Here is a 25,074-nt window from a genome sequence, read left to right as displayed (position 1 = left end):
GTCGCCGGTATTGCGGTGGCCAGCAATGCGATGCTCGCCATTCCCGCCGCGGCGGACCAGGTTCTGCGGTGTGCGGTTCGCATGGGTCACGCCTCCGTAGCCAGGCCGGTGATCGCCGCGACGTCCTCATCGGACAGCTGGATCTCGGCTGCCGCCAGGTTGTCCTCCAGGTGCGTGACGCTGGTGGTGCCGGGGATCGGCAGCATCACCGGCGAACGGTGCAGCAACCAGGCGAGCGCGATCTGCCGGGCCGTGACCCCGTGCCGGGCGGCGATCGGCTCGATCACCGCCATGACCTTGTCCGGGTCCGGGCCTTCGGTGAGCGTCACGGGGTGCCAGGGCGAGAAGACCGCGCCACTGTTCTCGGCTGCGTGCAGCAGGTCCGCGCCGGTGCGCGCGCTGACGTTGAAATGCGCGGTGACCGCCGCGATTTCCACGATCTCCTGCGCGGCCCGGAGCTGGTCGAGGGTCACATTGGACAGTCCGACGTGCCGGATCAGTCCTTCCTCCCGCAGTGCCGCGAGGGTGGCGACCTGGTCTTCGAACGGCGCGTCGGTGGCGCGGCCGCTGTGCAGGTAGTACAGGTCGATCGTGTCCACGCCCAGCCGGCGCGCGCTCAGGTGGGCGCTTTGCCGCAGGTAGCTGGGGTTGCCGACGGCGCCGAGCGTGGCGTAGTCGAAGCCGCCGCGCACGAATCCGCCCTTGGTCGCGATGACCAGGTCGTCGGGGTAGGGGTGCAGTGCGTCGCGGATGAGGGCTTCGTTGGTGTGCGGGCCGTAGACGTCGGCGGTGTCGAGGAACCTGACCCCGGCGTCGACGGCCGCGCGCAGCACGGCGATGCCGCCGTCGCGATCGGGGTACTCGCCCCAGACCTGCTTCCCCGTCAGCTGCATGGCACCGAAACCGATCCGGCCGACCCGCAGGTCACCGCCGATGGTGAGGACACTCGAAGTCATCCGGACCTCCTGCTAGAGTGATAGTCGAATTATCACTTTAACGGAGTCCAGTTATCACTTTCAAGAGGTGGAGGTATCCCGGTTGACGCTCGCCGAGCTGCTCGCCGAACGCCGCCCGCACCGAGCCGACGCCCGGCGCAACTTCGACGCCCTGGTCGCCGCCGCCACCGAGGCGTACACGGAGCTCGGTGCGGACGTGCCCATGGAGGAGATCGCCCGGCGCGCCGGGGTCGGCATCGCCACGCTCTACCGCAACTTCCCGACGCGGGCGGATCTGATGGAGTACGTCTACCTGACCTCGGTCGACGAACTCGTGCGGTACGGGCGGCAACTCGACCGGGCGGACCCGTGGGCGGCGCTGTCGGGCTGGCTGAGCCGGTTCGTCACGCACCTGGCCACCAAGCACGTGCTCACGACGGTCCTCACCCGGGAATCCGCGGCGTACCTGCCCAGCCGGGAAGCGATCTACGGGGTCGCCGACCCGCTGTTCGAGCAGGCGCAGCGGGCGGGGGCCGTGCGTGCCGACGTCACCGCCGACGACGTCATGCGCCTGGTGTTCGCGGTGACCGCGGGGATCTACGTCGACGACGCGCAGCGCGAGCGTGCCATCGGGATCGTGCTCGACGGGATCCGCCCCTCGGCGAGATGACGCCTGAGGTCAGCCGGCGGCGCGGGCATCGCCGTCGAGGACGGCCGTGACACAGCGAAGCGTGGCCGCACGGATCGCCCGGCTTCGTTCGCCCGGCGGAAGCGCGCGGGCGATCGTCACGGCCCCCACGACCGAGGCCACCAACGCCCACGCGGACTCGGCCTGCTCCGCCGGCGAACCCGGCATGGCCGGAGTGAGCCGCTCGATCAGGGCCGCCATCCGGCGCTCGTAGGCTTCCCGGACCGCGTCGCTCGCGCGTGAGACGTCCGCGGTGAGCGCCGGCATGAGGCACCCGTCCGCCACGGCAGCGCAGTGCTCGTCGCTCAGGTAGAAGTGCAGGAACTCGGCGAGACGGCGGCGGCGTTCGTCCGGGTCCAGGTCGTCGACCACCGCGAACTCGGCCCCGAGCTGCTCGTTCACCACCTGTTCGAGGAACGCCTCCTTGCTGCCGAAGTGGGAGTAGATGGCGCCGGACGTCACGTCGGCGGCCGCCGCGAGACCGTCGACGCCGACGCCTCCGAAACCCTTCTCCTTCAGCGGGCGAGCCGCCGCGGCCAGGATCTCGGCGCGCGCCGTCTCCTTGTGGTCCTTCGGGTACCGCACTCCGGGTCCTCACTTTCCACCCTTGCCTTCGTGCTGCCGTCACCATACGATAGTGATCGTTATATAGCGATCGTTATTCTATGAGAGAGACGAGAACCTCCATGTCCACGAGCCACAACGAAGCCCCCACCCGCACGGTCGACGTCGGCGGGACCGCCTTCGCCTACCGGGAAATCGGCACCGGCTCCGGCGTTCCGGTCGTCCTGCTGCACCACTTCACGGCCGTTCTCGACGACTGGGACCCCGCCGTGGTCGACGGCCTGGCCGCGGAACGCCGGGTCGTCCTGGTCGACCTGCGCGGCGTGGGCGCCACCGGCGGCAGCACACCCGACAGCGTCGAAGCGATGGCCGCGGACGCCGTCGCGTTCATCCGCGCGCTCGGCCTGGAGACCGTCGACCTGCTGGGCTTCTCCCTCGGCGGCATGGTCGCGCAGGCGGTCGTCCAGCAGGAGCCCGACCTCGTCCGCCGCCTGATCCTGGCCGGTACCTCACCCGCGGGCGACGCCGGACCCGCCAACGTCCTCTCCGTGCTGCAGGACGCGATCGAGAAGGCGACCGCGGCGGGCAAGCACCCCAAGCATTTCCTGTTCTTCTCGCCGACGGCGACCAGCCAGGCCGCCGCCGACGCGTTCCTCGGCCGGCTGGAGGAACGCACCGCCGACCGCGACCCCGCGGCCACCGACGAAACCATCGGTGCCCAGGTCACCGCGCTGGCCAAGTGGGAGCGCAGCAGCACACCGGCGGGCCTCGCGAACGTCTCCCAGGCCGTCCTGGTGGTCAACGGAGACAACGACGTCATGATCCCGACCATCAGCTCGTTCACCCTCGCCCGAGCGCTGCCGAACGCCCGGTTGAGCATCTACCCCGACTCCGGCCACGGCGCGCTTTTCCAGCACCACGAGCTCTTCGTCCGGCAGGCGCTGGATTTCCTCCGCGACTGACCGCCGTCGGCTACTTCGCCACGGGCAACGCGATGTTCGACGGGTGGACCGCGTTGTGGTGAACGGTGTGCGTCACCGGGTGGAGCGCGGTCGCCGTCCCGGGGGCTTCTCCGGTTCCGGGGTTGCGGGCGAACCGCGGGAACGCGCCGCCCGAGATCTGCAGCCGGATGCGGTGCCCGGCGCCGAACCGGTGTGCCGTGGGGTCGAGCGTGATCTCGACCCTGCGGACGTCACCGGGCGTCGCATCCGGCTCGGCGAACCGGGTGATCCGGTCGGTGACGTTGATCGAGCGACCGGCGGGGTCGACGTCGCAGACGCGGACGAAGAGATCGGCGTGGGCGTTGTCGGACGCCAGGTGCAGCTCCACGACCGGCTGCCCGTGCACTTCGACGGAGGCGGCGAGCGGCGCGGTGGTGAACGTGAGCACGTCGGCACGCCGTTCCAGTTTCCGGTTGTCCCGGGCTCCGCCGCTGGGAGCCATGAGACGTCCGCCGACCGACGGCGTCGGATCCGCCGGGTCGTAGCGCAACCGCGTGGTCCCGGCACCGTCCGCGGGCGGCGCCGGGGTGAGCTCCCGCGCCGCCCCCAGGTACCAGGTGGCCGGCGTCGTGTCCTCCGGCGGCCAGCTCCGGTGCTGCTGCCACTCGCCGGCGCCACCGACGAACACCCGGACCGGTGCTTCGCGGGTCGCGGCGGCGCGGCCCGCGACGTGGGTGTCCAGCCACGAGACCGCCTGCGGCATCGAGACCTTGTTGTCGACGGTGAGGTGCGTCCACGGGCCGATGGTCACCGCGACCTCGACGTCGCGTGAGCGCAAGGTCCGGTACTGCTGCAGGGTCTGGGTGAGGAAGTAGTCGTGCCAGCCGCCGATCAGCAGGGTGGGAACCGTGGTCCGGGTCAGCGCTTCGGTGACGCGGAACCGCTCCCAGTAGGGATCGCGGACGTCGGGGTGGTCGATCCAGCCGTCGTACCAGGGCGCGCCCTTCCCGCCGAGGCCGTCCATCGAGCCGCGCAGCGGCAGGCGGTTCAGCGCGCCGCGCAGCCGGTGTTCGGCGCGCACCATCCTGATCAGACCGGCGACCGGGCCGGCGGTCTCCTGGTGGGAGAGCAGATCGGCCCAGCTGAGCATGGTGAACAGGTCGAGCGGGCCCTGCTGGTAGGCGGCGTCGGCGAGGTCGTGCACGCCGATCATGACGACCATCGCCTTCAGCTCGGGCGGCGGATCCGTCGCCAGCGCCCACTGCGTGAAGCCCAGGTAGCTGCCGCCGGCCGTGGCGAGGCGTCCGTCGAACCAGTCCTGCGTGCGCAGCCACGCGACGGTGTCCTGGGCGTCGTCCGGTTCGCTGACGCCCGGCACGAAGGTGCCCCCGGAGCCGAAGGTGCCTCGGGTGCTTTGGAGCAGGACGTGGTAACCGCGTTCGGCGTAGAGCTGGGCCGACAGCAGCGCATAGGGGAACCCGCGGCCGTACGGGCAGCGGACCAGGATGGTCGGGACGGGCTCGGTGGTCACCGGAACGTAGTGATCGGCGAGCAGCAGCACGCCGTCCCGCATCCGCACCTCGACCTTCCGCTCCACCCGGACCCGGTTGCGCCGGGCCGGCAGCCGCCACTGCCGTCCGGCGGCCGCACCCAGGAGGCTCTGGATCGGTCCGAGTGGCCTACCGCCGCGCATGGGATCTCCTTGGTCGTGGTCGGGGTGCGCGATGTCCGGCCGGCCGGGTGCCCCCGATCGCGGCTCCGACCGCGGACTCGTCGGTCAGTAACGGGTGTCGGACGCGCGCAGCAACGGGGACACCGTCGAAGGCCGACCGTCCACTGTGGCTCCCGCGAACTGCAGGCTCGGCGCCAGCACCGCGTTGTTTTCGGCGGGGAAGTTCAGCTTCGGAGCCGACACCTCGTCCAGCGCCGCGCGGTGGGCTTCGCTCAAGGTGACGGTCAAGGCGCCGAGGTTCGTCTCGAACTGGTCCATCCGGCGCGCACCGATCACGACGGAGCTGATCCCGGGCCGCCCCAGCGCCCAGGCCAGGGCGGCTTGAGCGGCCGGGACCCCGGCTTCCGCGGCGACGGCGTTGAGCGCGTCGATCACCACCAGTTCGGCCTTGCCGGGCATCCGCGCCCGGGTGGTGTCGACGTCGGTCGTCGTGGCGCTCGAGTACTTGCCGGACAGGAACCCGCCCCGCAGCGGCGACCACGGCAGCACGCCCATGCCCATGACCTGGGCCATCGGGATCAGCTCACCTTCCGATGTCCGTTCCAGCAGGGAGTACTCCAGCTGCAGGGCGATCACCGGAGCCCACCCACGCAGCCGCGCGATCGTCGCCGCTTCGGCAGTCGCCCAAGCCGGGATGTCCGAGAACCCGACGTAGCGGATCTTGCCCGCGCTGACGAGATCGTCGAGTGCGCGCAGGATCTCCTCGACCGGCGTGGCGGGGTCGAAGTTGTGCAGCCAGTACAGGTCGACGTAGTCCGTCCGGAGGCGGCGCAACGAGTTCTCGAGCTGTTGCACGATCGCCTTACGGCTGGGTCCGCCGCCGTTCGGGTCGTTCTCGTACAGGTTGCCGAAGAACTTGGTGGCGAGCACGAGCCGATCGCGCAGCCCCGGCCGTTCGGTGAGGAACTCGCCGATGATGTGTTCCGCGTGGCCGTTGGTGTAGAGGTTCGCGGTGTCGACCGAGTTGCCGCCACGGTCCACATAGGCCCCCAGGATCTTCTTCGACTCGTCGGGACTCGCGCCCCAGCCCCAATCTTCTCCGAACGTCATCGTGCCGAGCGTGAACGGGCTGACCCGAAGACCTGATCGGCCGAGGGTGACGTAGTCGTCGAGGGACACTGTGGACCTCCGCGTTGCTGGACGGTGAGACACCGGCGAGGCCATCTCCCCGCACCGCCAGTGAACCCCCGGCGCTGTCGATCACCTAGATCGATGCGCTCGACTCGATGCACGATCCGCTCAAGTTCGCCTCGATAGTGGGTATGGACCGGCGAGTCGCGGCTGTGCTTCACTCGACCGGTGAGTCATCTCGCGGAGCTCGGACGCCGCATCACGCGACTGGCCGGCGACGACCTGCGTCCGGCCTGGTTCGGCGACGTGCTGGTGTTCACCGCCGCACACGTCACGGAACCGATGAGCTCGGTGACCGAACCGATGCTCGTCCTCGTCGTGCAGGGGGCGAAGCGGTCGGCTCTCGGCGATCGCGTCTTCGAGCACCACCCCGGCCAGGCCGCCGTCTTCACCGTCGACCTGCCGTTGATCTCCCAGATCATCGACGCAAGCCCGCGCAAGCCGTTCCTCACCCTCGGATTGCGCCTGCGGCCCGCGACGATCGCGCAACTGCTGGTCGACGGCGGACCGGTCCCGGCCGGCCCGCACGACGGGTCGGGAATGGCGATCAGCGACGCCGATGACCAGCTGCTCGACTCGCTGGTCCGGCTCCTGCGGCTGTTCGACGACCCACGCGACCTCAAGGTGCTCGGCGCCGGCGTGCGGCGCGAGATCCACTGGCGGCTGCTGAACGGTCCGCACGCCGCGTTGATGAGGCAGGCGGGCCTGGCCGACAGCCGGCTCGCGCTCGTCGCGCGCGCGATCGAATGGGTGCGCGCGCGGTACGACCGCGTGATCCACATCGAGGAGCTCGCCTCCGACATCGGCACCAGCACCTCGTCCCTCAACCGGCACTTCCGCGCCGTCACCGCGATGAGCCCGCTCCAGTACCAGAAGCAGATCCGGCTGCAGAAGGCCAGGATCGAACTCATCGCGGCGCCGCACGACGTCGCGGCGATCGGCCACGCGGTCGGTTACGACAGTTCGTCGCAGTTCAGCCGCGAGTACCGGCGGATGTTCGGCGCTCCACCGGGGCAGGACGCGCTCCGCCTCCAGTCAGCCGTGATCGTCCGCGAATAGCGGAGTCAGCAGGTGCCGCACGAACCAGTCGCGGGCCGCCTGCGAGGCCACGGCGAAGCCCTGGCCCGTGTAGGCGTCGAAATGACCACCCGGCAGGAAGACGATGTCCTTCGGTTCCGCCGCGCTGGAGTAGGCGACGGCCGCGAGGTTTCCGCCGGTCAGGCCGTCTTCGCTGCCGACGATCATCAACAGCGGCGTCGGCGTGACCTCCGGCAGGTACTTCGCCGGCTCGTAGCAGTAGTAGTTGTCCAGGCTGCGCAGCGTGACCTCGTTGGGCCAGCTGGGATCGAGCTCTTCCCGTGCCCGGGTGAACCACTCGTGGGAGTCCCGCGTCGGCAGCCCGACCAGCCGGCCGGGGTCGGTCCCGATCACCGGGATGGTCGCGGCGGCCTCGCCCCGTGCACGGGCCCGGCGGTCGACCGTGAAGACGTCCGGGCCGACGACCTGGTTGTCCACCCGGGCGAGGTTCGCGTACGTGGCGTGGCCGCTGATGAACGGCGCCTGCGTGACGACGGCCTTCACCCGCCGGTCCATGGCCGCGACGACGTAGGCGTGCGCGCCCGAGAAACTGGTCCCCCACACGCCGATGCGGTCGGGGTCCACTTCGGACCGGTTCTGGGCGTGGGTGATGGCGTGCCGGTAGTCGCCGACCTGAACCCACGGATCGATCTCGTGCCGCGGCTGTCCCGGCGCCGCCTCGGAATCGCCCCAGCCGCGGTTGTCGTACACCAGCACGGCCAGCCCGGCCGCGGCGAACACCTCCGCGAACCGATCGAGGTACATCCGCCTCGTCGAGCTCCAGCCGTGGGCCATCACGACACACGGCGCCGGGCCGCCGGCTCCCGCGGGCTCGTAGAACCAGCCTCGCAGCAACGCTCCTTCGGCATCGAACTCGATGTCGTGACGCATGAACACTCCCTCGGAAGCCACTAGCGGATCTGCTTGCTGACAAAGGCGGCGACGTCGTCGATCTCCCGGCCGCGGACGTCGTGGCCCAGCCCGGGATAGACGTGGATCTCGGCGGTGGCGTGGCGAGCGAGCCACCGTTCGGTCCGCACGAGCGCGCCGGGCGGGATGACCCGGTCTTCCCGCCCCCGGCCCCAGTAGACGGGCGGCCGCGTGACGCTCAGCGGCTCGTCGCCGGGCTGCTCGTCCCGCACCACGAACCCGGCCAGGTTCACGCAGTAAGCGAACCGGTGCGGCGCCAACCGCATGAGCTGGTGCGCCATCGCTCCGCCTTGCGAAAAGCCGAGCAGCCCGACCGACGACGCCTCGACCGCCTCCAGCCACGAAAGCACGTCCAGCGCCGCCGCGTTCGCCACCGCCGGCCGAGGATCACCGATCGGATTGCCCGCGCTGGGAAACCACGCATACCCACCGGCTTCGGGAATCCGGGCCCGCACCGAAGCGACCACGACCTCCTCCGGCAAGCGCGGCGTGATCAGCCGGTGCAGATGCGTCTCGTCGTAGCTCCAGCCGTGCAGCATCACCAGCAGCGGCCGAGACCCGCGGGCACGCTCCTCTTCGGACCACAGCACTGCCCCGCGGTCCATCCCCGGTTCCCGGTTCATTCCGCGGCGAGCTCGGTCAGCGGGTCGGTGTGCACGGGCCTCCAGCCCAGCTCACGCTGTGCCTTGGCCGAGGTGAGCCGCTGGTCGAGGGCGAACGCGTCGGCGATCGGGCCCATCCGCTCGCGGGCCTCATCCAGGGAGAGGGAGACGGTCTTCCCGTCGAGCCCGGCGGCGCGGGCGCACGCCTCGGCGACCTCCTTGGCCGTCGGGTTGACCCCGCCCACGCCGAGGTACACCGAGCCTGCCGGGGCCGACAGCGCCGCCGCGTACAGCCGGGCGAGGTCGTCGAGGTGGATCAGCGCCCAGTGGTTGGCGCCGTCGCCGAGGTACGGGATCGCGCCGCTTTCCTTGCCCGGCTGGACGTAGAAGACGTCGATCAGGCGGTTGTCGCCGCCGTAGAGCAGGCCGGGCTGGACGACGACGGGCCGTCCGCCGTTCTTCGCGCGGGCCAGCACCGCGTCTTCGACGGCTTTGCGCCAGGCCACGACCGCCGGCGGGTTCCACGGCGCGGTCTCGTCCTGGATGCCGTCGGTGTCGCCGTAGACCCAGCTGCCGCCGGTGTGCACGTAGGTGCCGCCGCCGACGCCGTCCTGCATCGCGGTGGCGGCCGCCAGGTCCTCCTCGCCACTGGTGGCCTGAGCGAGGTGGATCACCGCTTCCGCCCGCGAGGCCGCGTGGTTGAGCACGTCGAGGTCGGTCAGGCCACCGCGGACCGCGCTCGCCCCGGCGGCGACCACGGCCGCCTCGGCGCGGTCGCTGCGGGCGAGCGCCTCGACGGTGTGCCCGAGCCGCACCAGCTCGCCGATCGTCGCGCGGCCGATGTAGCCCGACCCGCCCGTGAGGAAGATCTTCATCACTGTCCTTTCGCTCGTGTTTCGTTCCTCCTCCACGGTGACCCAGGCGCCCGCAGTGCGTCCAAGACCCGTTTCGCGCGCTGTGATGCCCCGACGGCATCACCGACCCGCGATGATGGGGAGCGGGAGGTGCGTCGGCGTGGACCTCGATCCGCGGAAGCTGCGGGTACTTCGTCGCCGTGGCCGAAGAGCTGCACTTCGGGCGGGCCGCCGCGCGGCTGCACATCGCCCAGCCCGCGCTGTCGCGCCAGATCCGCGCCCTCGAGGACGAGCTGAAAACCTGCTCGCGGCCGCCGAAGCCGAGAGGCTGCCATCCTGGCCGGATCCCTCGCCCTGAGTATCGCCCGGGAGTCGCGGACCGCCGGCTGCGCGCCGAGGTACCGGGCTACGGTGCCTGGCTGCCCGCGCGCGACGCGACCAACGGCGAGGGCCGCGTCGACCTTGACGCGCAGGTCGCCGGCTTGCGCCGGATCGCCCGCCGCGCGGCGGTGCTGGCGCCGGCCTGGGCCGCGGTGGCCGGCGTAGTGCAAGTGAGGTTCGCGAGACCGTGTTCTCGGCGGTTCCGGTGCTGCGCGTCCATCCGGCGCGTCAGGACGGGGCCAAAGCCCGGCGGCCGCACCTTCGTGACGTCAGCGGGCTCGACGCCACTCGAATACGGTCTGGGTACTCAGTTCTCCTTCGCGGTGGGCAGGTTCTTGAAAGCGCGGGTCTGCTCGGTGAGTGCCTGCTCGACCGGCAGTCGCTCCATGCTGCTGGCCCCGTAGAATCCGTGGCAGTACCGGGTTTTCGCCAGCACGTAGGCGGCGTCCTCGGGCGCGGAGATGGGCCCGCCGTGACACAGCACGAGCACGTCGTCGCGGATCTCCCTGGCCGCCGCGGCCCATTCGTCGATCAGTGCCACGCAGTCGTCCAGGCTCTTCGCGGTGACCGCGCCGATCGAGCCGCCGGTGGTCAGACCCATGTGGCACACCAGGATGTCCGCGCCCGCCTCGGTCATCGCCCGTGCGTCGGCCGCACTGAACACGTACGGCGTGGTCAGCAGGTCCGCCGCACGGGCCGCGGCCACCATGTCCACTTCGGATTCGTAGCCCATCCCGGTTTCCTCCAGATTGGCCCGGAACGTTCCGTCGATCAGGCCGACCGTCGGGAAGTTCTGGACGCCGGAGAAGCCCAGATCCTTCAGCTGGTTGAGGAAGCGCGCGGTGTTCAGGAACGGATCGGTGGCGTTCACTCCGGCCAGGACGGGCGTGTGCCGCACCACCGGCAGCACCTCGCCCGCCATCTCGAGCACGATCTCGTTGGCGTTGCCGTAGGCCAGCAGCCCGGCCAGCGAACCGCGGCCGGCCATGCGGTAGCGGCCGGAGTTGTAGATCACGATCAGGTCGATGCCGCCGGCTTCCTCGCACTTCGCGGACAGCCCGGTGCCCGCGCCGCCACCGACGATCGGCTCGCCGCGTGCGGCCATGTCGGCGAACTTCGCCAGCAGGTCCGCTCGGTCCAACCGTGGCACGTCAGCTTCCCTTCACCTCGTCGAACGCCGCGACCAGTTCGGCCGCGAACTCCGGATCGTTGATGTGGTGCGGGGACCGGACGAGCCGCCGGGTGCCGGTCTGGCGCACCTCGCGCTCCAACGTGTCGAACAGTACGGCGTCCGCACCCGGATCGTGGAAGGGCTGCCCGGGACTGTCCAATGCGGACACTCCGCCCTCGGGAATGAGAAACCGCACCGGGCCTTCGCACGCGTTGAGTTTCGCCGCGATGAACGACCCGATCCGCGCGCACTCCTCGGTATTGGTGCGCATCAGGGTGATCTGCGGGTTGTGCGGGTAGAACAGGCGGCCGGCGTAGCGCTCGGGAACGGTGTCCGGCGCCGCGAAGTTCACCATGTCGAGCGCGCCGCAGGAACCGACGTAGGGCACTCCTGTACGGGCGATCGCGTCCAGTCTGCCCTCGCCCGCGCTGAGGACACCGCCCGCGATGTAGTCGCACACCTCGGTGGTGCTGACGTCCAGCACGCCGCTGAGCAGGCCGTCGTCGACGAGTTTCTCCATCGCCTTGCCGCCGGTGCCGGTGGCGTGGAAGACCAGGCATTCGAACCGCTGTTTCAGCGCGTCGGTCACCGTTCGCACGCACGGCGTGGTGACCCCGAACATGGTCAGCCCGATGGCCTCCCCGTCGTCGGCGACCGGGATCGGATGTGCGCAGGCCCCGGCCAGCGCGTGCGCCGCGTTGCCCAGCACCCGGCGGGAGATCCGGTTCAGCCCGGCCACGTCGGTGACCGAGTGCATCATGGTGGTGTCGCTGCCCTCGACGTAGCCGGACACATCCCCCGAGGCCACCGTGGACACCATGATCTTGGGGACGCCGACCGGCAGCTCCCGCATGCCGGGCGTGATCAGCGCGGTTCCGCCGGAACCGCCGAGTCCGAGCACCCCGGCCAGCTCGGGCGCGGTGGGCAGGTAGCGGCGGAACGCCTCGGCCATCGCGGCCACCGCGCTGCCCCGGTCCCCGGTGAACACCGCCTCCGGCCCGTCCGGGTGCGCCGCCGCGACCTGCGCCGCGGGCACGTCCACCCCGTCGCCGCCGGAACCCGAGGTGGACAGATCCACGGTGCGCACGGCGACCCCCGCCGCCGCGATCAGCCCGGCGACATAGGCGAGTTCGCCGCCTTTGGTGTCGAACGTGCCTACCACGTACGCAATGCCCACCTCTGCCTCCTGCGCCGTTGCGGGATCCCGACCGTCCCGGGCCACCACGCTAGTGGCCTCCCGGTGCGAGCGCACCCGCCGGACGACCAGCGGCGGGCGCGGTGGGCGTTGTGCGTGAGGAGGTCTTGACCGACGAGCTGCGGCGCGACTGGAAGCGTCTTCCGACGGCCTGCAGCGGCTGGTCGCGGACGCTGGCCGACTCGCCCGGCATCCTGTCGTTGGTCTCGACGTTCGCGGCCGGCCGATGGGTCGATGTGGCCGGCCGCCTCGGGCGTGCGCCGGCCGCGACCAGGTCGTCGCGACCGTCAACGGCAGCGGCCGGTGTGTGGTCACCCGGCCTGAGCCACGCTGGCGGTCGGCCAGGTGCCGTCCTCGACCAGCCGGCGGGTCACCCGGACGATCTCGGTGGCGGCGACCTCGGCGGCGGGCGGGATGCGGCCGGCTCGCGGCAACGCCAGGACGATGGTGCGGGAGATCGCGGGATCGACGATCGGGCCGCCCAGCAGGCGCCCGGCTGCCACGTCTTCGGCGACGCCGGCGGCGGGGAGGACACTCCACCCGGTGCCGACGGCCACCAGCTTCTTCTGCACCGGCATCGAGTTCGTCTGGCACACGATCGTGGGCGCCGCGGCCGCTGTGCCGAGCGCTTCATCCACGAGGGTGCGCAGCCCGTGGCCCGCGACCGGCAGGATCAGCCGGTTCTCGCACACCCGATCCCAGGTGAGCGCTTCGCGGCCCAGTTCCGCGTCGGGGGGAGCGATCGCCCACAACGCTTCGCGCAGCAACGGGGTGACGGCGATCGACGGCGTCGAGTTCACGTTGTACAGCAGGCTCATGTCCACCGCGCCGTCGTCGAGCCACTGCCGCAGGTGACCGGAAAACGCGCTCAGGATCCGCACGTCGATGCCCGGGTGCCGGCGCCCCAGCACCTCCACCAACGGCGCGGCCACGAGTTCGACGGTGCTTTCCAGCAGCCCGATCGTCACGATGCCGCGTACGTGCTCGCGGTCCGGGCGGATCTCGGCGCGGGCCCGGTCCAGTTCGAGCAGCGCGCGTCTCGCACGCTCGGCGAGGACTTCGCCCGCCGGGGTGAGAGTCATCCCCTGGCTGCTGCGCTCGAAGAGCGGAACCCCGACCTCGTCCTCCAGGGTGCGGATGTACCGGCTGACCGCGGGCTGCACGACGTGGAGCAGGCGCGCGGCCTTGGTGACGCTGCCGGTGTCGCCGACGGTCACCAAGGCCAAGAGCTGCTTGAGTTCCACCGTGTCCTCCTGCTATGCCGGGCCGGTCTAGGGATATCACGGATCGGCATTTCCCACGACCTGTCATAACGATTCAGGATGGCGGTCATGTACGAACTCAGCGCAGACGAGACCGCGATCGTCGACGTCGTCCGCGAGTGGGTCGACCGCGAGGTCGAGCCCGTGGTGCGAGAACTGGAACACGCCGACACCTACCCCGAAGCCCTGATCGAGCAGATGAAGCGGATGGGCATCTTCGGACTCGCCATTCCGGAGCCGTGGAACGACGCCGGCGTGTCCACGCCGTGCTACGCGGCCGTGACCGAGGAACTCGCCCGCGGGTGGATGAGCCTCGCCGGCGCCATGGGCGGGCACAGCGTCGTCGCCAAGCTCCTGCTGCACTACGGAACCCCGGCGCAGCAGGACCACTACCTGCCGAAGCTGGCGACCGGGGAGATCCGGGCGACCATGGCGCTCACCGAACCCGGCGGCGGATCCGACCTGCAGGCCATCCGCACGGTGGCCCGGAAGGACGGCGACGACTACGTCGTCAACGGGTCCAAGACCTGGATCACCAACGCCCGCCGCGCCCAGCTGGTGGCCCTGCTGTGCCTCACCGACCGGACCGCGGAGCCGAAGCACCGCGGCATCAGCATCCTGCTGGTCGAAAAGGGGCCCGGGTTCGAGGTGTCCCGCGACCTGCCGAAGCTCGGCTACAAGGGCGTCGAAAGCTGCGAGCTGTCCTTCACCGACTTCCGCGTGCCCCGCGGCTCGTTGCTGGGCACCGTCGAAGGCGAGGGGTTCGCGCAGATGATGCGCGGGCTCGAGATCGGCCGCATCCAGGTGGCGGCGCGAGCGCTCGGCGTCGGCGCCGCCGCCCTCGCGCGCGCGATCCGCTACAGCCAGGAACGCGAAAGCTTCGGGCAGCCGATCTGGCAGCACCAGTCGATCGGCAACCACCTCGCCGACATGGCGACCGGGCTGACCGCGGCCCGGCAGCTCGTCCAGTACGCCGCCCGCCGCTACGACTCCGGCGAGCGCGCGGACATGGAAGCGGGGATGGCGAAGCTGTTCGCCTCCGAGACGGCGATGAAGATCGCGCTCGACGCGGTGCGGATCCACGGCGGCTACGGCTACTCGACGGAGTTCGACGTCGAGCGGTACTTCCGCGACGCGCCGCTGATGATCGTCGGCGAGGGCACCAACGAGATCCAGCGGACCGTCATCGCACGTCAGCTCATCAAGCGGAACCCGGTCCGATGACGCCCGAGGCCACCTGGCTCTTCGCGCCCGGCAACACGCCGCACCGCTTCGCCAAGGCGGCGGCCGCGGGCGCCGACGCCGTCGTCATCGATCTCGAAGACGCGGTGCGCCCCGAGGACAAGGACACCGCCCGCGCCGAGACGCTCCGCTGGTTGACCGGCGGCGGCCGAGCCTGGGTCCGCGTGAACGCCGCCGGCACGCCGTGGTTCGAGGCGGACGTCGACGCCGTCGCCGGCGCGAGCGGGTTGCTCGGCGTGCTCGTGCCCAAGGCCGAGGACCCGGCGTCCCTGGCCGCGTTGTCGGCACGGCTGCCACCGGGCACCCCGGTGGTGGCGCTGGTCGAGACCGCGGTCGGGCTGCACCGCGTGCACGACGTCGCCGCCGCGCCCGGGGTGACCCGGCTCGCGTTCGGTTCGCTCGACTTGGCCGCCGACCTCCGATCCGACGAAACCGGTGAGGCGATGCTGTTCGCACGAGCCGCGATCGTGCTCGCCTCCCGGGTGGCCGGCTTGCCGGCGCCGATCGACGGCGTCACCACGGTCATCCACGACGCCGACGAGGTGACCGCGGCGGCTCGGTACGCCAGGAGCCTCGGCTTCGGCGGCAAGCTCTGCATCCACCCCGCCCAGCTCGCACCCGCCACCCGTGGTTTGGCCCCCAGCGCGGACGACATCGCGTGGGCACGGGAGGTGCTCCAGGCGGCTGATGGATCGGCGGGCGCGGTCACCGGCGCCGACGGACGAATGATCGACAAGCCGGTGCTCGACCGGGCCCGCGCCATCCTCCGGCCCTGAAGTGCCGGCTACGAAAGGCTTTCCATGCTTCCTCTCGAAGGCACGACCGTCGTCGCGCTGGAACAGGCGGTCGCCGCTCCCTTCGCGACCCGGCAGCTCGCCGACCTCGGCGCCCGCGTCATCAAGGTCGAACGACCCGGCGCCGGGGACTTCTCCCGCGGCTACGACCGGACGGTCCACGGCGACTCCAGCTACTTCGTCTGGCTCAACCGCGGCAAGGAGTCGATCGAGCTGGACATCAAGGACAGGCGCGACCGCCGCGTGCTCGACGCGATGATCGCGGCCGCCGACGTGGTGGTCCAGAACCTCGCGCCCGGCGCGGTGGAACGCCTCGGCCTCGACGCCTCGACCCTGCGGGCGGCCCGTCCCGACCTCGTCCACTGCTCGATCTCGGGCTACGGCCCGGGCGGCCCGTACCAGGCGAAGAAGGCCTACGACCTGCTGATCCAGTGCGAGGCCGGCCTCGTCACCGCCACCGGCACGCCGGAGCAGCCGAGCAAGGCCGGGATCTCGATCGCGGACATCGCGACGGGCATGTACGCCTACTCCGGCGTTCTCACCGCGCTGCTGCGGCGAGCCACCGAAGGGGCCGGCGCGACCATCGAGGTCGCCATGATCGACGCGCTGGCGGAGTGGATGGTTCAACCGGCGTACCACGCGGTGTACGGAGGATCGGAGACCCGCCGGACCGGGGCGAAGCACGCGTCGATCGCGCCGTACGGCCCCTACCGGGCCGGCGACGGCAACCAGGTTTTCCTGGCCGTCCAAAGCGACCGGGAGTGGGTTCGGCTGTGCCGGGAGGTGCTCCGGCGCCCGGACCTGGCCGACGACCCGCGATTCGTCCACAATCCCGAACGCGTCGCCCACGACCTCTTGATCGGGCCGCTGATCGAGTCGGCGTTCGCGGCTTTCGACGCCGACGGGGTTGTCGCACTGCTCGGCGACGCCGGGATTGCGTGCGCCCGCCTGCGCCGGCCGGGTGAGCTCCTCGACCATCCCCAGCTCGCCGGGCGTGATCGCTGGCAGCAGATCCAGGCCCCCGGTGGTGCCGTCCGGGCCCTGCTGCCGCCGGTCGACATCGACGAAGTCGAGCCAGTGCTGGGCCCGGTGCCGCGGCTCGGCGAGCACAACGACGCCCTCCGCGCCGAATTCGGCCTCCGGTGCGAGGAGGTCATCCCGTGACCGAGCACACCGAAGTGCTGCAACCGGAACCCGCCGTGGCCCTTGCCCGGCTGCTCGGCGTCGACCTGCCGGACCTGGAGAACGACGGACTTCCGCTGCTGTGGCATTGGCTCTACCTGCTCGACCGGCCGCGCCAGGCCGATCTCGGGCCGGACGGCCATCCCGTGCGCGGGGTCGTCCCGGCGCCACCCGCGCCGGGCCGCCGGCGCATGGCGGCCGGAGGCCGGGTGACCCGGACCGGGCCGCTGGTGGTCGGCCGGGAAGCGACCCGCCGCTCCGAAGTCGTTTCGACGACGGAGAAGTCCGGGCGATCAGGCCCGCTGACCTTCGTCGTCGTCCGGCACACCATCAGCCAGGACGGCGAGGTGAGGGTCGTCGAAGAGCAGGACATCGTCTACCGCGACGCCGCGGCCGCGCCAACCTCGGTGACGGCGTCGGCCCCGGTGCCGCTCGAAGCGGACGAGCGGGCGTTCCCGGTCGACCCGACCGTCCTGTTCCGCTTCTCGGCGTTGACCTACAACGCCCACCGCATCCACTACGACCGCGACTACGCCCGCGACGCCGAGGGCTACCCGGGACTGGTGGTCCACGGCCCGCTGCAGGCGCTGGCCATGGCGGAAACCGTCCGCGGAACCGGGGCGACGGCCACCGCGATCGACTACCGCGTCGTCGCGCCGCTGTTCGACCACCAAGGTCTGGTGGTGCGCGCCACCAGCGGCGGGGCTTCCGTTCGTGACCACAGTGGCCGGATCACCGCGACCGGCCAGGTCGAAACGCTTACTGGAGAAAGGAAAGCACGATGAAGGCCGCAATCGTCCGGCAAGCCGGCGTCGTCGAGATCGACGACGTGCCGCGTCCCCCGCTCGGCGAGGGGGAGGTCCTGGTCCGGATCCGGGCCGCCGGGCTCAACCGCGCCGACGTGCTCGTCCGTGACGGGCGGTTCGCCGAACAACCGCCGTTCCCGATCATCCTCGGTGTCGAAGGGGCCGGAGACGTCGCGGCGGTCGGCAGCGCGGTCACGAACGTCGAGGTGGGGCAACGCGTGGTCCTGCTGCCCATGCTGGGCTGCGGCGTGTGCGATGCCTGCCGGTCCGATGTGGACAGCCGCTGTCGCGAGCTGAAGTTCCTCGGCGAGCACACCGACGGCACGTACGCCGAATACCTCGCCGTCCCGGCACGCAACGCCGTCCCGGCGCCGGAGTCCCTGACCTACGTGGAGCTGGCGGCGAGCCTGCTCGCGTACTTGACAGCCTGGCACATGCTGGTGACGCGCGGCGGCCTGCAGTCCGGCGAAACCGCACTGGTCGTCGGCGCCGGGAGCGGCGTGGGCACGGCCGCGGTGCAGCTCGCCCGTGCACTCGGCGCGCGGGTCATCGCCACCACCGGCACCGACGACAAGCGGGACCTGCTGCGGGGGATCGGCGCCGACGAAGTCGTGAACTACCGGCAGGTGCCGGAGTTCGGCGCGGCGGTCCGCTCGCTGACGGACGGCCGGGGCGTCGACCTCGTCCACAACTCGGCGGGCGGCGCGACCATCCAGGAGTCCGTCCGGGCACTGCGCCCCGGTGGCCGGCTGATCGGCATGGGCTCGCATTCCGGTCCGCACGCCGACATCGACCTGTACAGCCTTTACCGCCACGAGATCGACTTCCGTGGGGCGCACGCCGGGGACCTCCGCGAAGTCCCCGACGTCATCGCCTGGCTCGCCGCGGGGAAGGTGCGCCCCGTGGTCGATTCGGTGTTCGCCTTGGCCGACGTGGCCCGGGCTCACGAACGCCTGGTGAGCCCGGACCGCTTCGGCAAGGTCGTGCTGACGATCGACTGATCCGCGTCAGTCGATGGCCTTGTCCTTCGTCTCGGGCATCGTCAGGTAGACGACCAGGCCGATCGCGGCGGCGATCGTGCAGTACAGCCACACCCACGTGCCGAGCCTGTGGGTGGTCAGCCACGTCGTGAGGTACGGGACGGTGCCGCCGAACACCGCGACCGACAACGCGTAGGGGAGACCGATGCCGGTCGCCCGGACCTCCGGCGGGAACTGCTCCGCCATGACGGCCGCGACGTTGGCCGAATAACCGAGCAGCAGGACCAGCCCGGCGACCTGGACGAGGAGCAGCGGCCGGAAGTCACCGTTCAGCAGCCGGAAAGCGGGCCACGCGAGCAGCAGGAACCCGCCCGCGAACGCCACCATGGTGGGCTTGCGGCCGAGCCGGTCGGACAACAGCCCGGCGAACGGCAGCAGGACCACGAAGGTGACGAGCCCGATGACGTTGGCCAGCAACGCCTGGTTGAGCGGGATGTGCGTCGACACCGCCGCGTAGGTGGGCAGGTAGGTCAGCCACATGTTGTAGAGCACCACGCCGGCGATGTTCAGGCCGAAGACGCGCAACGCCGCCTTCGGGTGCTCCCGGAGCATCGTTCCGAGGACGTTGCGCCGGGGGCCGTGAACGTGGCGGAACGACGCCGTTTCCGCCACCGAGCGGCGCAGCCAGAGCCCGATGAGCCCGAACAGCGAAGCGACCACGAACGCCAGGCGCCAGCCCCAGCTGTCCACCGCCTGCCGGGGCAGCGCCGAGGTGACGATCGCGCCCATGCCCGAAGCGATGAGGATGCCGACACCGACCGAGACCTGCTGCCACGAACCCGCGAACGCGCGGCGGCCGGGTCCGGCGGACTCCACGAGGAAAGCCGACGCCGAGCCGAATTCGCCACCGGCGGCGAAGCCCTGTGCCATCCGCGCGAGCACCAGGATGATCGGCGCCGCGAGGCCGACCTGGGCGTAGGACGGCGAGACCCCGATGACGAACGTCGCCGCGGCCATCAGGCCGATCGTGAGCACCAGGCCCTTCTTGCGGCCGTGCCGGTCGGCGTAGGCGCCCATGATCGCGGCGCCGATCGGCCGCACGACGAAACCGACGGCGAAGATGGCCAAAGTGGACAGCAGCGCCGCGCTGTCGTTGCCCGGCGGGAAGAAGTGGTGCGCGAAGACGGACGAGAACGTCGTGTACACCGCCCAGTCGATGAACTCGACGGCGTTGCCGATGCTGCCGGCGACGAGCGCCCGGCGGTTGCCCCGTCCGGTCGCTTCCGCCGGGGCCGTGCCGAGCCGAGTGGGTTCCATGGTCGTTCTCCTCAGTTCCCGGGGGCGGTCAGCCGGGCCCGGATCGGTGCGGACTGTGCGACGTCCGCGATCGTGAGCGCCATCGCCAGGCCGCCGTCGCGGACGAACCGGTCGCCTTCCGCGCCACCGGCCGCGGCCGCGAAGGCGGCGGTGTGGTTCCCGTCCTCGGGCGGGAGGTCGAACGACAGCATGGGGTGGAGTGCGGGAAGCACCTGGGAGACGTTGCCCATGTCGGTCGAGCCGAAGAGCTTGTCGGGGTAGTCCGGGAACGTGCGGCCCAGGTTCTTCGCGTGGGACTCGAACAGCGAAGCCAGATCCGGGTCGTGCCGGAACTCGCGGTACAGCGACGGCTGGGTGGTGAACTCCACCGTGGTCCCGGCCGCGAGCGCGCCCGCTTCGAAGCAGCGGCGGACCCGCGCCCAGACCTCGTCGACTTCGGCGATGGTGTCGCAGCGGATCATGCACTCGGCCACGACCCGGTCGGGGATGACGTTGACGGCCGAGCCGGCTTCCTGCACCACGCAATGGACCCGGACTCCGTCGCGCAGTTGCTGACGCAGCAGTCCGATGGCGGTCTGCGCGACCACCACCGCGTCGGCGGCGTTGAGCGCGTTCCACGGGCGTGACGCGTGACCGCCCCGGCCGGTGTACTCGATCCGCCACGACCGCGAGGCCCGGAACTGGGGACTGACGACGTCCTTCAGCGACGGGTGCACCATCATGGCCGCGTGCGTCCCGGCGAAGACGCCGCGGTTGACCATGATCTCCTTGCCGGTGCCGCGTTCCTCCGCCGGCGTGCCGAACACCTTGAGCGTCAGCCCAAGCTCGTCGGCGAACGGTGCCAGGGCCAGAGCCGCGCCGACGGCCGCCGCGGCGATCGTGTTGTGCCCGCAGCCGTGCCCGATGCCGGGGAGCGCGTCCATTTCGGCGCAGATGCCGAACACCAGATCGCCGGAACCCGCCGTGGCCGCGAAAGCCGTGGGCAGGTCCGCGACCCCTTTCTCGACCGAAAAACCGTGCCGCGCCAGGACTTCGGTGAGCGCGGCGGAGGTCCGGTGCTCTTCGAAGGCGAGTTCCGGGTCGGCGTTGATGGCGTGCGACAGCGCCAAGACGTCGTCGAGGTGATGCGCGAAAGCGCTTTCGACGCGATTCCGGATGTCGGTCATCGCCACACCTCGCTGAGCAGCCGCAGGATGTTGCCGCCGAGCACGGCGGTGATCTCGTCGTCGCGGTAGCCGTGCTCGACGAGCCAGCCGGCGATGTTGCGGAAGTTCTCGGTCGGGTTCTCGAGCCCGTCGACGTGGCCGACTCGCTCCCACTCGAGGTCGCCCGCGTCGAACACGGTGGACGACCCGATCACGTGGCTGATGGCCTTCTGGAAGGCGGCGTGGTCGCCGTAGAGCGTGTCCGGGCCGAACGCGACGTGCTCGATGCCCATCAGCTCGACGGCGTGGGTGAAGTGGTCCATCACCGACTCGATGGACTGCGCCCGGTGGTCGTAGGACACGGTCGTGTGCGGCGCCGCCTCGATCCCCAGCACGCCGCCGCGCTCCGCGCAAGCCTTGAGGACTTCGTCCGGCTTCATCCGGGCGATGGGCCAGACCGCCCGCGCGCCGGCGTGCGTGATCGCGATGGGCTTGGCCGACGCCTCGATCGCGTCCAGGCTCGTCCGGTCGCTCGCGTGGGAGACGTCGATGAGCATGCCCACGGCGTTCATGCGCTCGACCGCGCGCCGGCCGAAGGCGGTCAGGCCGCCGTCGAGCTGCTCCTTTTGGCCGCTGCCAAGCGTGTTGGCCTCCGCGTAGACCAGGCCCATCTGCCGGATGCCCAGTCCGTAGAGGACGTCGATGCGGTCCAGCTCGTTCTCGATCATGCCGGCGGACTCGGTGCCCATGACGAAGGCGACGTGCCCGTCGCGCTGGGCGTCGAGGATGTCTCCGACGGTGCGAGCGACCACGACACCGTCCTGGTGGGCGAGGTCGGCGAGCCGCAGACCGAGCGTCGTGATGAGGTCGTCCCACTTCCAGCCCGCCCGGCGGGTGCTGCCGATGACGCCGAACCAGTTGTCGAAGACCGCGGTCAGGCCGGCCCGGCGCAGCTCGGCGAACGCGGTGAACTCGTGCTTGGCGCGCAGGAAGTCGGGTGTATCCGCGAAATCGGCCGGCAGCAGCTGCGGGTGGTCGTGGAAGCTGATCGTCACGTTGTCGGCCAGCAGGCGCTCGATCCGCGCCCGCCGGTCGTCGTCCGAACCGGCGTCGAAGCGGCTTCGGCGAGCACTCGGATCGGACAGTTCGACGGCGGGGAAGTCGGTTCCGCGTCGGAGGTAGGGGAAGGATTCGTAGTCGTCGGGCTTGGCGGCGGGGCTGTACATCGGAACGCTCCTGTGCGGTCGGTGGTGGCTAGGCGGTCGCGGTTTCGACGGCGGCGCGCCGCACGGTGCCGTCGGCGTCCACGACGACGGCCGGGTCCAGGTCCCTGGACGCGTCGGCGACCTGCGCGAGGATCGACGCGGCGACGTCCGGCCGGGGGAGGACCGGCTGGCTGTCCGGGTCGAGTTCGATCGGGTCGAGGCGGAGGGTGGGCCCGCCGGTGCCGCGCAGCCCGACGCGGAACACGGCGCTCTCGAACCACGGGCCCCGCACCAGTGCCGGGCGGTAGGGGGCCGACGGGTGCGCGTCTTCCTTCGGCACCATCGATTCGGCGTTCCAGCCGTCACACCAGTCGAAGACGAAGTTGCCGGTGGAGTACAGGATCAGCCCGTTCCGGTAGAACTCCACGGGGTGCAGGCAGTGTGGGTGGTGCCCGATGACGAGGTCGGCACCCGCGTCGATCAACAGCCGGGCCAAGGGCTGCTGGTACTCGGCGAGCGGGCCCTGTGCCGCGGGCAGATAGCAGTGCGGGACACCCCAGTGCAGCGCGACGACGACGAAGTCGTTGTGGTGCTTGGCTTCCCGGACCAGTGCCTCGGCCGCCCGCGCGTCCGGCTCGTGGGTGCCGGAATGGACGAACGGCGGCGTGCCCGGCGTCTCGTCCAGGAAGCCGCTGTCGAACTCGAAGGACTGCCGCACCCGGATCGCGCCGATGCCCGCGCGGTCCGCGGTCGCGTCGAAGCCCAGCGGTAGCGCGCAGCAGAAGCTGAAGAACGCGAGGCTTTCGCCGCCGGCCGAGACGACCCGGGCGCGCGTCGCTTCGGCGCGCGTTTCCCCGAAGCCGGCGTGGCCGACTCCGGCGGCGTCGAGCGCCTCGACGGTGTCGCGCATGCCGTCGGCGCCGTAGTCCATCGCGTGGTTCATCGCCAGGGAAACCAGGTCGAACCCGAGGTCGGCCAGCTCCGTGGCGCCCGACGTCGGGGCCCGCATGGCGACCAGCTTTTCCGCGCGCTGCCCGCGTCCGGTGAGGGGGACTTCGAGGTTCCCGATCGTCAGGTCCCCGCCGCGCAGGAGCCCGAACGCCGAAGCGCCGGGGTCCGAGCCGCCGGGACGGCGTGGCCACCCCGAGACGACGACATCGCCCACGACAGTCAGATCCATGTGCAACTCCGTTCCGTACTGTGGCACGCTGTGCCGCAGAGTAGACCGACGTTGTCGGCGTTGTAAAGAAACTCCTGTGCCGGGATGAGGTACGGCAGTGCGTCCAGTGGTACGGTCGTGACCTCATGGGCACAGCGGGCGACGACGGCGAACCGGACAAGCCGAACAGCAGCATCCGGTCGATGAACAGCGTGCTGAGCACGCTTCGCGTCTTCGAAGAGGTCGCGGTGCGCCAGCCGATCGGCGTCTCGGAGCTGGCCCGCGTGACGGGCATCCCCAAGAGCTCGGTCCAGCGCTGTCTGGTCACCCTCGAACAAGCCCGGTGGCTCCGGATCGTCGACCGGGAGCACGCGCGGTGGGGCGTGACGATGAAGGCGCTCGTGCTGGGTCTGCGCAGCGCCGGCGAGCAGGACCTGCGCGAAGTGGCGACGCCGGTCATCAAGGGGCTGGCCGCGGAGACCGGCGAAACCGTGCTCCTCGGCCTGCGCGACGGCGATGACTACCTGATCGTCGCGCGCGAGGACAGCTCCCAGCTCGTCCGCGTGTTCATGGAAATCGGAACGCGGGTGCCACTCGGGGCGAGTTCGGGGGGCGTCGCGATCCTCGCCCGCCTCGAACCGGGCGAGGTCGGCGAACTCCTGCGCGCCGAGCCCCGGGAGTTCGAAGGCGCGCCGCTGCTCGGTCCCGACGAGCTGCGAAAAGAGATCGCCAGGACCGCCGAGCGCGGCTACGCCATGAACATGTCGTCCTGGTACCGCCCGCACGTCACTTCCCTCGGCGCGGCGATCACCAACGCGACCGGACGACCCATCGCGGCGGTCACGCTGAGCATCCCCGAGATGCGGTACCGGCCCGCGCACGAGCGGCAGCTGGCCGAGAAGGTCGTCGCGGCCGCGGACGAGATCAGCCGCCTGCTCTCGTCCCCGTGACGGCGCGCGCGTCGCGAGCGCTCACGACGCCGGCGATGAGGTTGGCCGTTCCCTCCGGTGACTCCACCGGGAAGTGGTGACTGCCGAGGTCGACGAGCACCACCTCGACGCGGCCCGTCAGCCGGTCGATGGCCTCCTGGGTGACGAGCTCTCGGACGCCGAACACGGTGATCGGCTGCTGCACGTCGGCGAGTGCCTCGTCCATGTCCCAGGCGACGAGACCTTCGAACGCCCGGGTCCCCGCCGGCTGCCGCACCGCGGCCATCTTGGCGAAGTGCGCGTCCTTGAGCACCGGGTCGGTCCCCGGGGGCGAACCGGCCTCGACCATGGTGCGGACCAGCCCGGCGAAGTCGTCACGGAGCGGTCGCAGCAACCCTTGGGCCTCCTCTTCGTCCATGGCGCCGAAGAGGAAGAGGTAGTGCAGGGCGTCGAGCGCGATGATGTGCCGGACCCGCTCGGGGCGCAGCCGACCGGTCTCGACCGCCACCGCCCCGCCGAGTGAATGCCCGACGACGGCGCACCCGGTCACCTCCTCGGCGTCGAGGACCGCGGCGACGTCGCGGGCGAACTCCTCGATCGTCCAGGTCTCGCGCGCCGAGCGCGATTCGCCGTGCTCGGCGAGGTCGACCGCGAGCACGCGGTATTCGTCCGGCAGGAACCCCGTCAGCGCGTCGAAGTCCGTCCGGTTGCACGCCCAGCCGTGGACGAAGACGACCGTGGGTCCCTCGTCCGGTCCGCTGATCGAATACCGGATGGACGTCTCATCCGGTCGGTGGACTACGCGGCTGTCCGTCACCCGGTTCGTCGCCATGTCTGCTCCTCGTGCCGCTA

General features: G+C 70.9%; 24 protein-coding genes and 1 pseudogene. 10 read left to right on the top strand and 15 right to left on the bottom strand.

Annotation, left to right across the window (positions count from 1 at the left end; all coding sequences use genetic code 11):
- Positions 1 to 86: 86 nt before the first annotated feature.
- Positions 87 to 956, bottom strand: a complete 870-nt coding sequence (locus tag ABFJ78_RS42435; RefSeq protein ID WP_436393098.1) for an aldo/keto reductase — start codon at positions 954 to 956, stop codon at positions 87 to 89.
- A 67-nt stretch (positions 957 to 1,023) separates the two neighbouring features.
- Between ABFJ78_RS42435 and ABFJ78_RS42430 the strand changes: the two genes are divergently transcribed.
- Positions 1,024 to 1,605 carry a TetR/AcrR family transcriptional regulator gene (locus tag ABFJ78_RS42430; RefSeq protein WP_436393097.1) on the top strand — a complete coding sequence of 194 codons (582 nt, stop codon included), beginning with the start codon at positions 1,024 to 1,026 and terminating at the stop codon, positions 1,603 to 1,605.
- A gap of 9 nt (positions 1,606 to 1,614) precedes the next feature.
- Here the strand turns inward: ABFJ78_RS42430 and ABFJ78_RS42425 are convergent, their stop codons facing one another.
- Complete coding sequence (locus ABFJ78_RS42425; RefSeq protein WP_436393096.1) at positions 1,615 to 2,208, bottom strand: TetR/AcrR family transcriptional regulator; 594 nt, start codon at positions 2,206 to 2,208, stop codon at positions 1,615 to 1,617.
- Between the two features lie 101 nt (positions 2,209 to 2,309).
- Between ABFJ78_RS42425 and ABFJ78_RS42420 the strand changes: the two genes are divergently transcribed.
- Complete coding sequence (locus tag ABFJ78_RS42420; protein ID WP_436393095.1) at positions 2,310 to 3,149, top strand: alpha/beta fold hydrolase; 840 nt, start codon at positions 2,310 to 2,312, stop codon at positions 3,147 to 3,149.
- 10 nt (positions 3,150 to 3,159) lie between these two features.
- Here ABFJ78_RS42420 and ABFJ78_RS42415 read toward each other — a convergent pair whose 3' ends face one another.
- Both ABFJ78_RS42415 and ABFJ78_RS42410 read right to left on the bottom strand, forming a co-directional pair.
- Complete coding sequence (locus tag ABFJ78_RS42415) at positions 3,160 to 4,821, bottom strand: CocE/NonD family hydrolase (RefSeq protein ID WP_436393094.1); 1,662 nt, start codon at positions 4,819 to 4,821, stop codon at positions 3,160 to 3,162.
- Positions 4,822 to 4,905: 84 nt separating this feature from the next.
- Positions 4,906 to 5,979, bottom strand: coding sequence for an aldo/keto reductase (locus tag ABFJ78_RS42410; RefSeq protein WP_436393093.1), 1,074 nt, complete (start codon positions 5,977 to 5,979; stop codon positions 4,906 to 4,908).
- Positions 5,980 to 6,159: 180 nt separating this feature from the next.
- On the opposite strand from ABFJ78_RS42410, the gene ABFJ78_RS42405 reads away from it, so the two are divergent.
- Positions 6,160 to 7,050, top strand: coding sequence for an AraC family transcriptional regulator (locus ABFJ78_RS42405; RefSeq protein ID WP_436393092.1), 891 nt, complete (start codon positions 6,160 to 6,162; stop codon positions 7,048 to 7,050).
- On the opposite strand, the gene ABFJ78_RS42400 is transcribed toward ABFJ78_RS42405, so the two are convergent.
- Genes ABFJ78_RS42400 through ABFJ78_RS42390 form a run of 3 tightly spaced genes read right to left on the bottom strand, consistent with a single transcriptional unit; the run spans position 7,027 to position 9,475 of the window.
- Positions 7,027 to 7,959 carry an alpha/beta hydrolase gene (locus ABFJ78_RS42400; RefSeq protein ID WP_436393091.1) on the bottom strand — a complete coding sequence of 311 codons (933 nt, stop codon included), beginning with the start codon at positions 7,957 to 7,959 and terminating at the stop codon, positions 7,027 to 7,029. The two genes, ABFJ78_RS42405 and ABFJ78_RS42400, sit on opposite strands and share 24 nt — an antisense overlap.
- Positions 7,960 to 7,979: 20 nt before the next feature.
- Positions 7,980 to 8,603, bottom strand: a complete 624-nt coding sequence (locus tag ABFJ78_RS42395; protein ID WP_436393090.1) for an alpha/beta hydrolase — start codon at positions 8,601 to 8,603, stop codon at positions 7,980 to 7,982.
- Positions 8,604 to 8,617: 14 nt separating this feature from the next.
- A complete protein-coding gene (locus tag ABFJ78_RS42390; protein ID WP_436393089.1) occupies positions 8,618 to 9,475 on the bottom strand; it encodes an NAD-dependent epimerase/dehydratase family protein in 858 nt (285 codons plus the stop codon).
- A 139-nt stretch (positions 9,476 to 9,614) separates the two neighbouring features.
- On the opposite strand from ABFJ78_RS42390, the pseudogene ABFJ78_RS42385 reads away from it, so the two are divergent.
- Positions 9,615 to 9,750, top strand: a pseudogene (locus tag ABFJ78_RS42385) (LysR family transcriptional regulator); the annotation flags it as partial.
- Between the two features lie 392 nt (positions 9,751 to 10,142).
- Here the strand turns inward: ABFJ78_RS42385 and ABFJ78_RS42380 are convergent.
- The 3 genes from ABFJ78_RS42380 to ABFJ78_RS42370 form a co-directional block, all read right to left on the bottom strand.
- Positions 10,143 to 10,985 (bottom strand): phosphoenolpyruvate hydrolase family protein, encoded by an 843-nt coding sequence (locus ABFJ78_RS42380; RefSeq protein ID WP_436393088.1) that lies wholly within the window; start codon positions 10,983 to 10,985, stop codon positions 10,143 to 10,145.
- A 1-nt stretch (position 10,986) separates the two neighbouring features.
- Complete coding sequence (locus tag ABFJ78_RS42375; protein ID WP_436393087.1) at positions 10,987 to 12,183, bottom strand: Tm-1-like ATP-binding domain-containing protein; 1,197 nt, start codon at positions 12,181 to 12,183, stop codon at positions 10,987 to 10,989.
- 329 nt (positions 12,184 to 12,512) lie between these two features.
- Positions 12,513 to 13,445, bottom strand: coding sequence for a LysR family transcriptional regulator (locus tag ABFJ78_RS42370; protein WP_436393086.1), 933 nt, complete (start codon positions 13,443 to 13,445; stop codon positions 12,513 to 12,515).
- 87 nt (positions 13,446 to 13,532) lie between these two features.
- On the opposite strand from ABFJ78_RS42370, the gene ABFJ78_RS42365 reads away from it, so the two are divergent.
- From ABFJ78_RS42365 to ABFJ78_RS42345, 5 genes are read left to right on the top strand one after another with little or no spacing between them, the layout of a single operon-like run.
- Positions 13,533 to 14,687 (top strand): acyl-CoA dehydrogenase family protein, encoded by a 1,155-nt coding sequence (locus ABFJ78_RS42365; protein WP_436393085.1) that lies wholly within the window; start codon positions 13,533 to 13,535, stop codon positions 14,685 to 14,687.
- Positions 14,684 to 15,481 (top strand): HpcH/HpaI aldolase/citrate lyase family protein, encoded by a 798-nt coding sequence (locus ABFJ78_RS42360; RefSeq protein WP_436393084.1) that lies wholly within the window; start codon positions 14,684 to 14,686, stop codon positions 15,479 to 15,481. The genes ABFJ78_RS42365 and ABFJ78_RS42360 overlap by 4 nt, the downstream gene beginning before the upstream one ends.
- Before the next feature lie 24 nt (positions 15,482 to 15,505).
- Complete coding sequence (locus tag ABFJ78_RS42355; RefSeq protein ID WP_436393083.1) at positions 15,506 to 16,663, top strand: CaiB/BaiF CoA transferase family protein; 1,158 nt, start codon at positions 15,506 to 15,508, stop codon at positions 16,661 to 16,663.
- Positions 16,660 to 17,466: an FAS1-like dehydratase domain-containing protein gene (locus ABFJ78_RS42350; RefSeq protein ID WP_436393082.1), complete on the top strand. Its 807-nt coding sequence runs from the start codon at positions 16,660 to 16,662 to the stop codon at positions 17,464 to 17,466. The genes ABFJ78_RS42355 and ABFJ78_RS42350 overlap by 4 nt, the downstream gene beginning before the upstream one ends.
- The gene (locus ABFJ78_RS42345) at positions 17,463 to 18,488 is read left to right on the top strand and encodes a zinc-binding dehydrogenase (RefSeq protein WP_436393081.1); all 1,026 of its coding nucleotides are present in this window, start codon (positions 17,463 to 17,465) and stop codon (positions 18,486 to 18,488) included. The genes ABFJ78_RS42350 and ABFJ78_RS42345 overlap by 4 nt, the downstream gene beginning before the upstream one ends.
- A gap of 6 nt (positions 18,489 to 18,494) precedes the next feature.
- On the opposite strand, the gene ABFJ78_RS42340 is transcribed toward ABFJ78_RS42345, so the two are convergent.
- Genes ABFJ78_RS42340 through ABFJ78_RS42325 form a run of 4 tightly spaced genes read right to left on the bottom strand, consistent with a single transcriptional unit; the run spans position 18,495 to position 23,314 of the window.
- Complete coding sequence (locus ABFJ78_RS42340) at positions 18,495 to 19,784, bottom strand: MFS transporter (RefSeq protein ID WP_436393080.1); 1,290 nt, start codon at positions 19,782 to 19,784, stop codon at positions 18,495 to 18,497.
- Positions 19,785 to 19,795: 11 nt separating this feature from the next.
- On the bottom strand, positions 19,796 to 20,950 hold the full coding sequence (locus ABFJ78_RS42335; RefSeq protein ID WP_436393079.1) for a M20 family metallopeptidase: 1,155 nt from the start codon (positions 20,948 to 20,950) through the stop codon (positions 19,796 to 19,798).
- Positions 20,947 to 22,155, bottom strand: coding sequence for a dipeptidase (locus tag ABFJ78_RS42330; protein WP_436393078.1), 1,209 nt, complete (start codon positions 22,153 to 22,155; stop codon positions 20,947 to 20,949). The genes ABFJ78_RS42335 and ABFJ78_RS42330 overlap by 4 nt, the downstream gene beginning before the upstream one ends.
- A gap of 28 nt (positions 22,156 to 22,183) precedes the next feature.
- Positions 22,184 to 23,314 (bottom strand): CapA family protein, encoded by a 1,131-nt coding sequence (locus ABFJ78_RS42325; RefSeq protein ID WP_436393077.1) that lies wholly within the window; start codon positions 23,312 to 23,314, stop codon positions 22,184 to 22,186.
- A gap of 125 nt (positions 23,315 to 23,439) precedes the next feature.
- On the opposite strand from ABFJ78_RS42325, the gene ABFJ78_RS42320 reads away from it, so the two are divergent.
- The gene (locus tag ABFJ78_RS42320) at positions 23,440 to 24,243 is read left to right on the top strand and encodes an IclR family transcriptional regulator (protein ID WP_436393076.1); all 804 of its coding nucleotides are present in this window, start codon (positions 23,440 to 23,442) and stop codon (positions 24,241 to 24,243) included.
- Here the strand turns inward: ABFJ78_RS42320 and ABFJ78_RS42315 are convergent.
- The gene (locus ABFJ78_RS42315; RefSeq protein ID WP_436393075.1) at positions 24,218 to 25,054 is read right to left on the bottom strand and encodes an alpha/beta fold hydrolase; all 837 of its coding nucleotides are present in this window, start codon (positions 25,052 to 25,054) and stop codon (positions 24,218 to 24,220) included. The two genes, ABFJ78_RS42320 and ABFJ78_RS42315, sit on opposite strands and share 26 nt — an antisense overlap.
- Positions 25,055 to 25,074: the final 20 nt, after the last annotated feature.

Source organism: Amycolatopsis sp. MEPSY49 (genome assembly GCF_051337345.1).
Classification (GTDB): Bacteria; Actinomycetota; Actinomycetes; order Mycobacteriales; family Pseudonocardiaceae; genus Amycolatopsis.
Note: the sequence above shows the minus strand (reverse complement) of the source record. Positions and strands in the feature narration are given on the sequence as shown.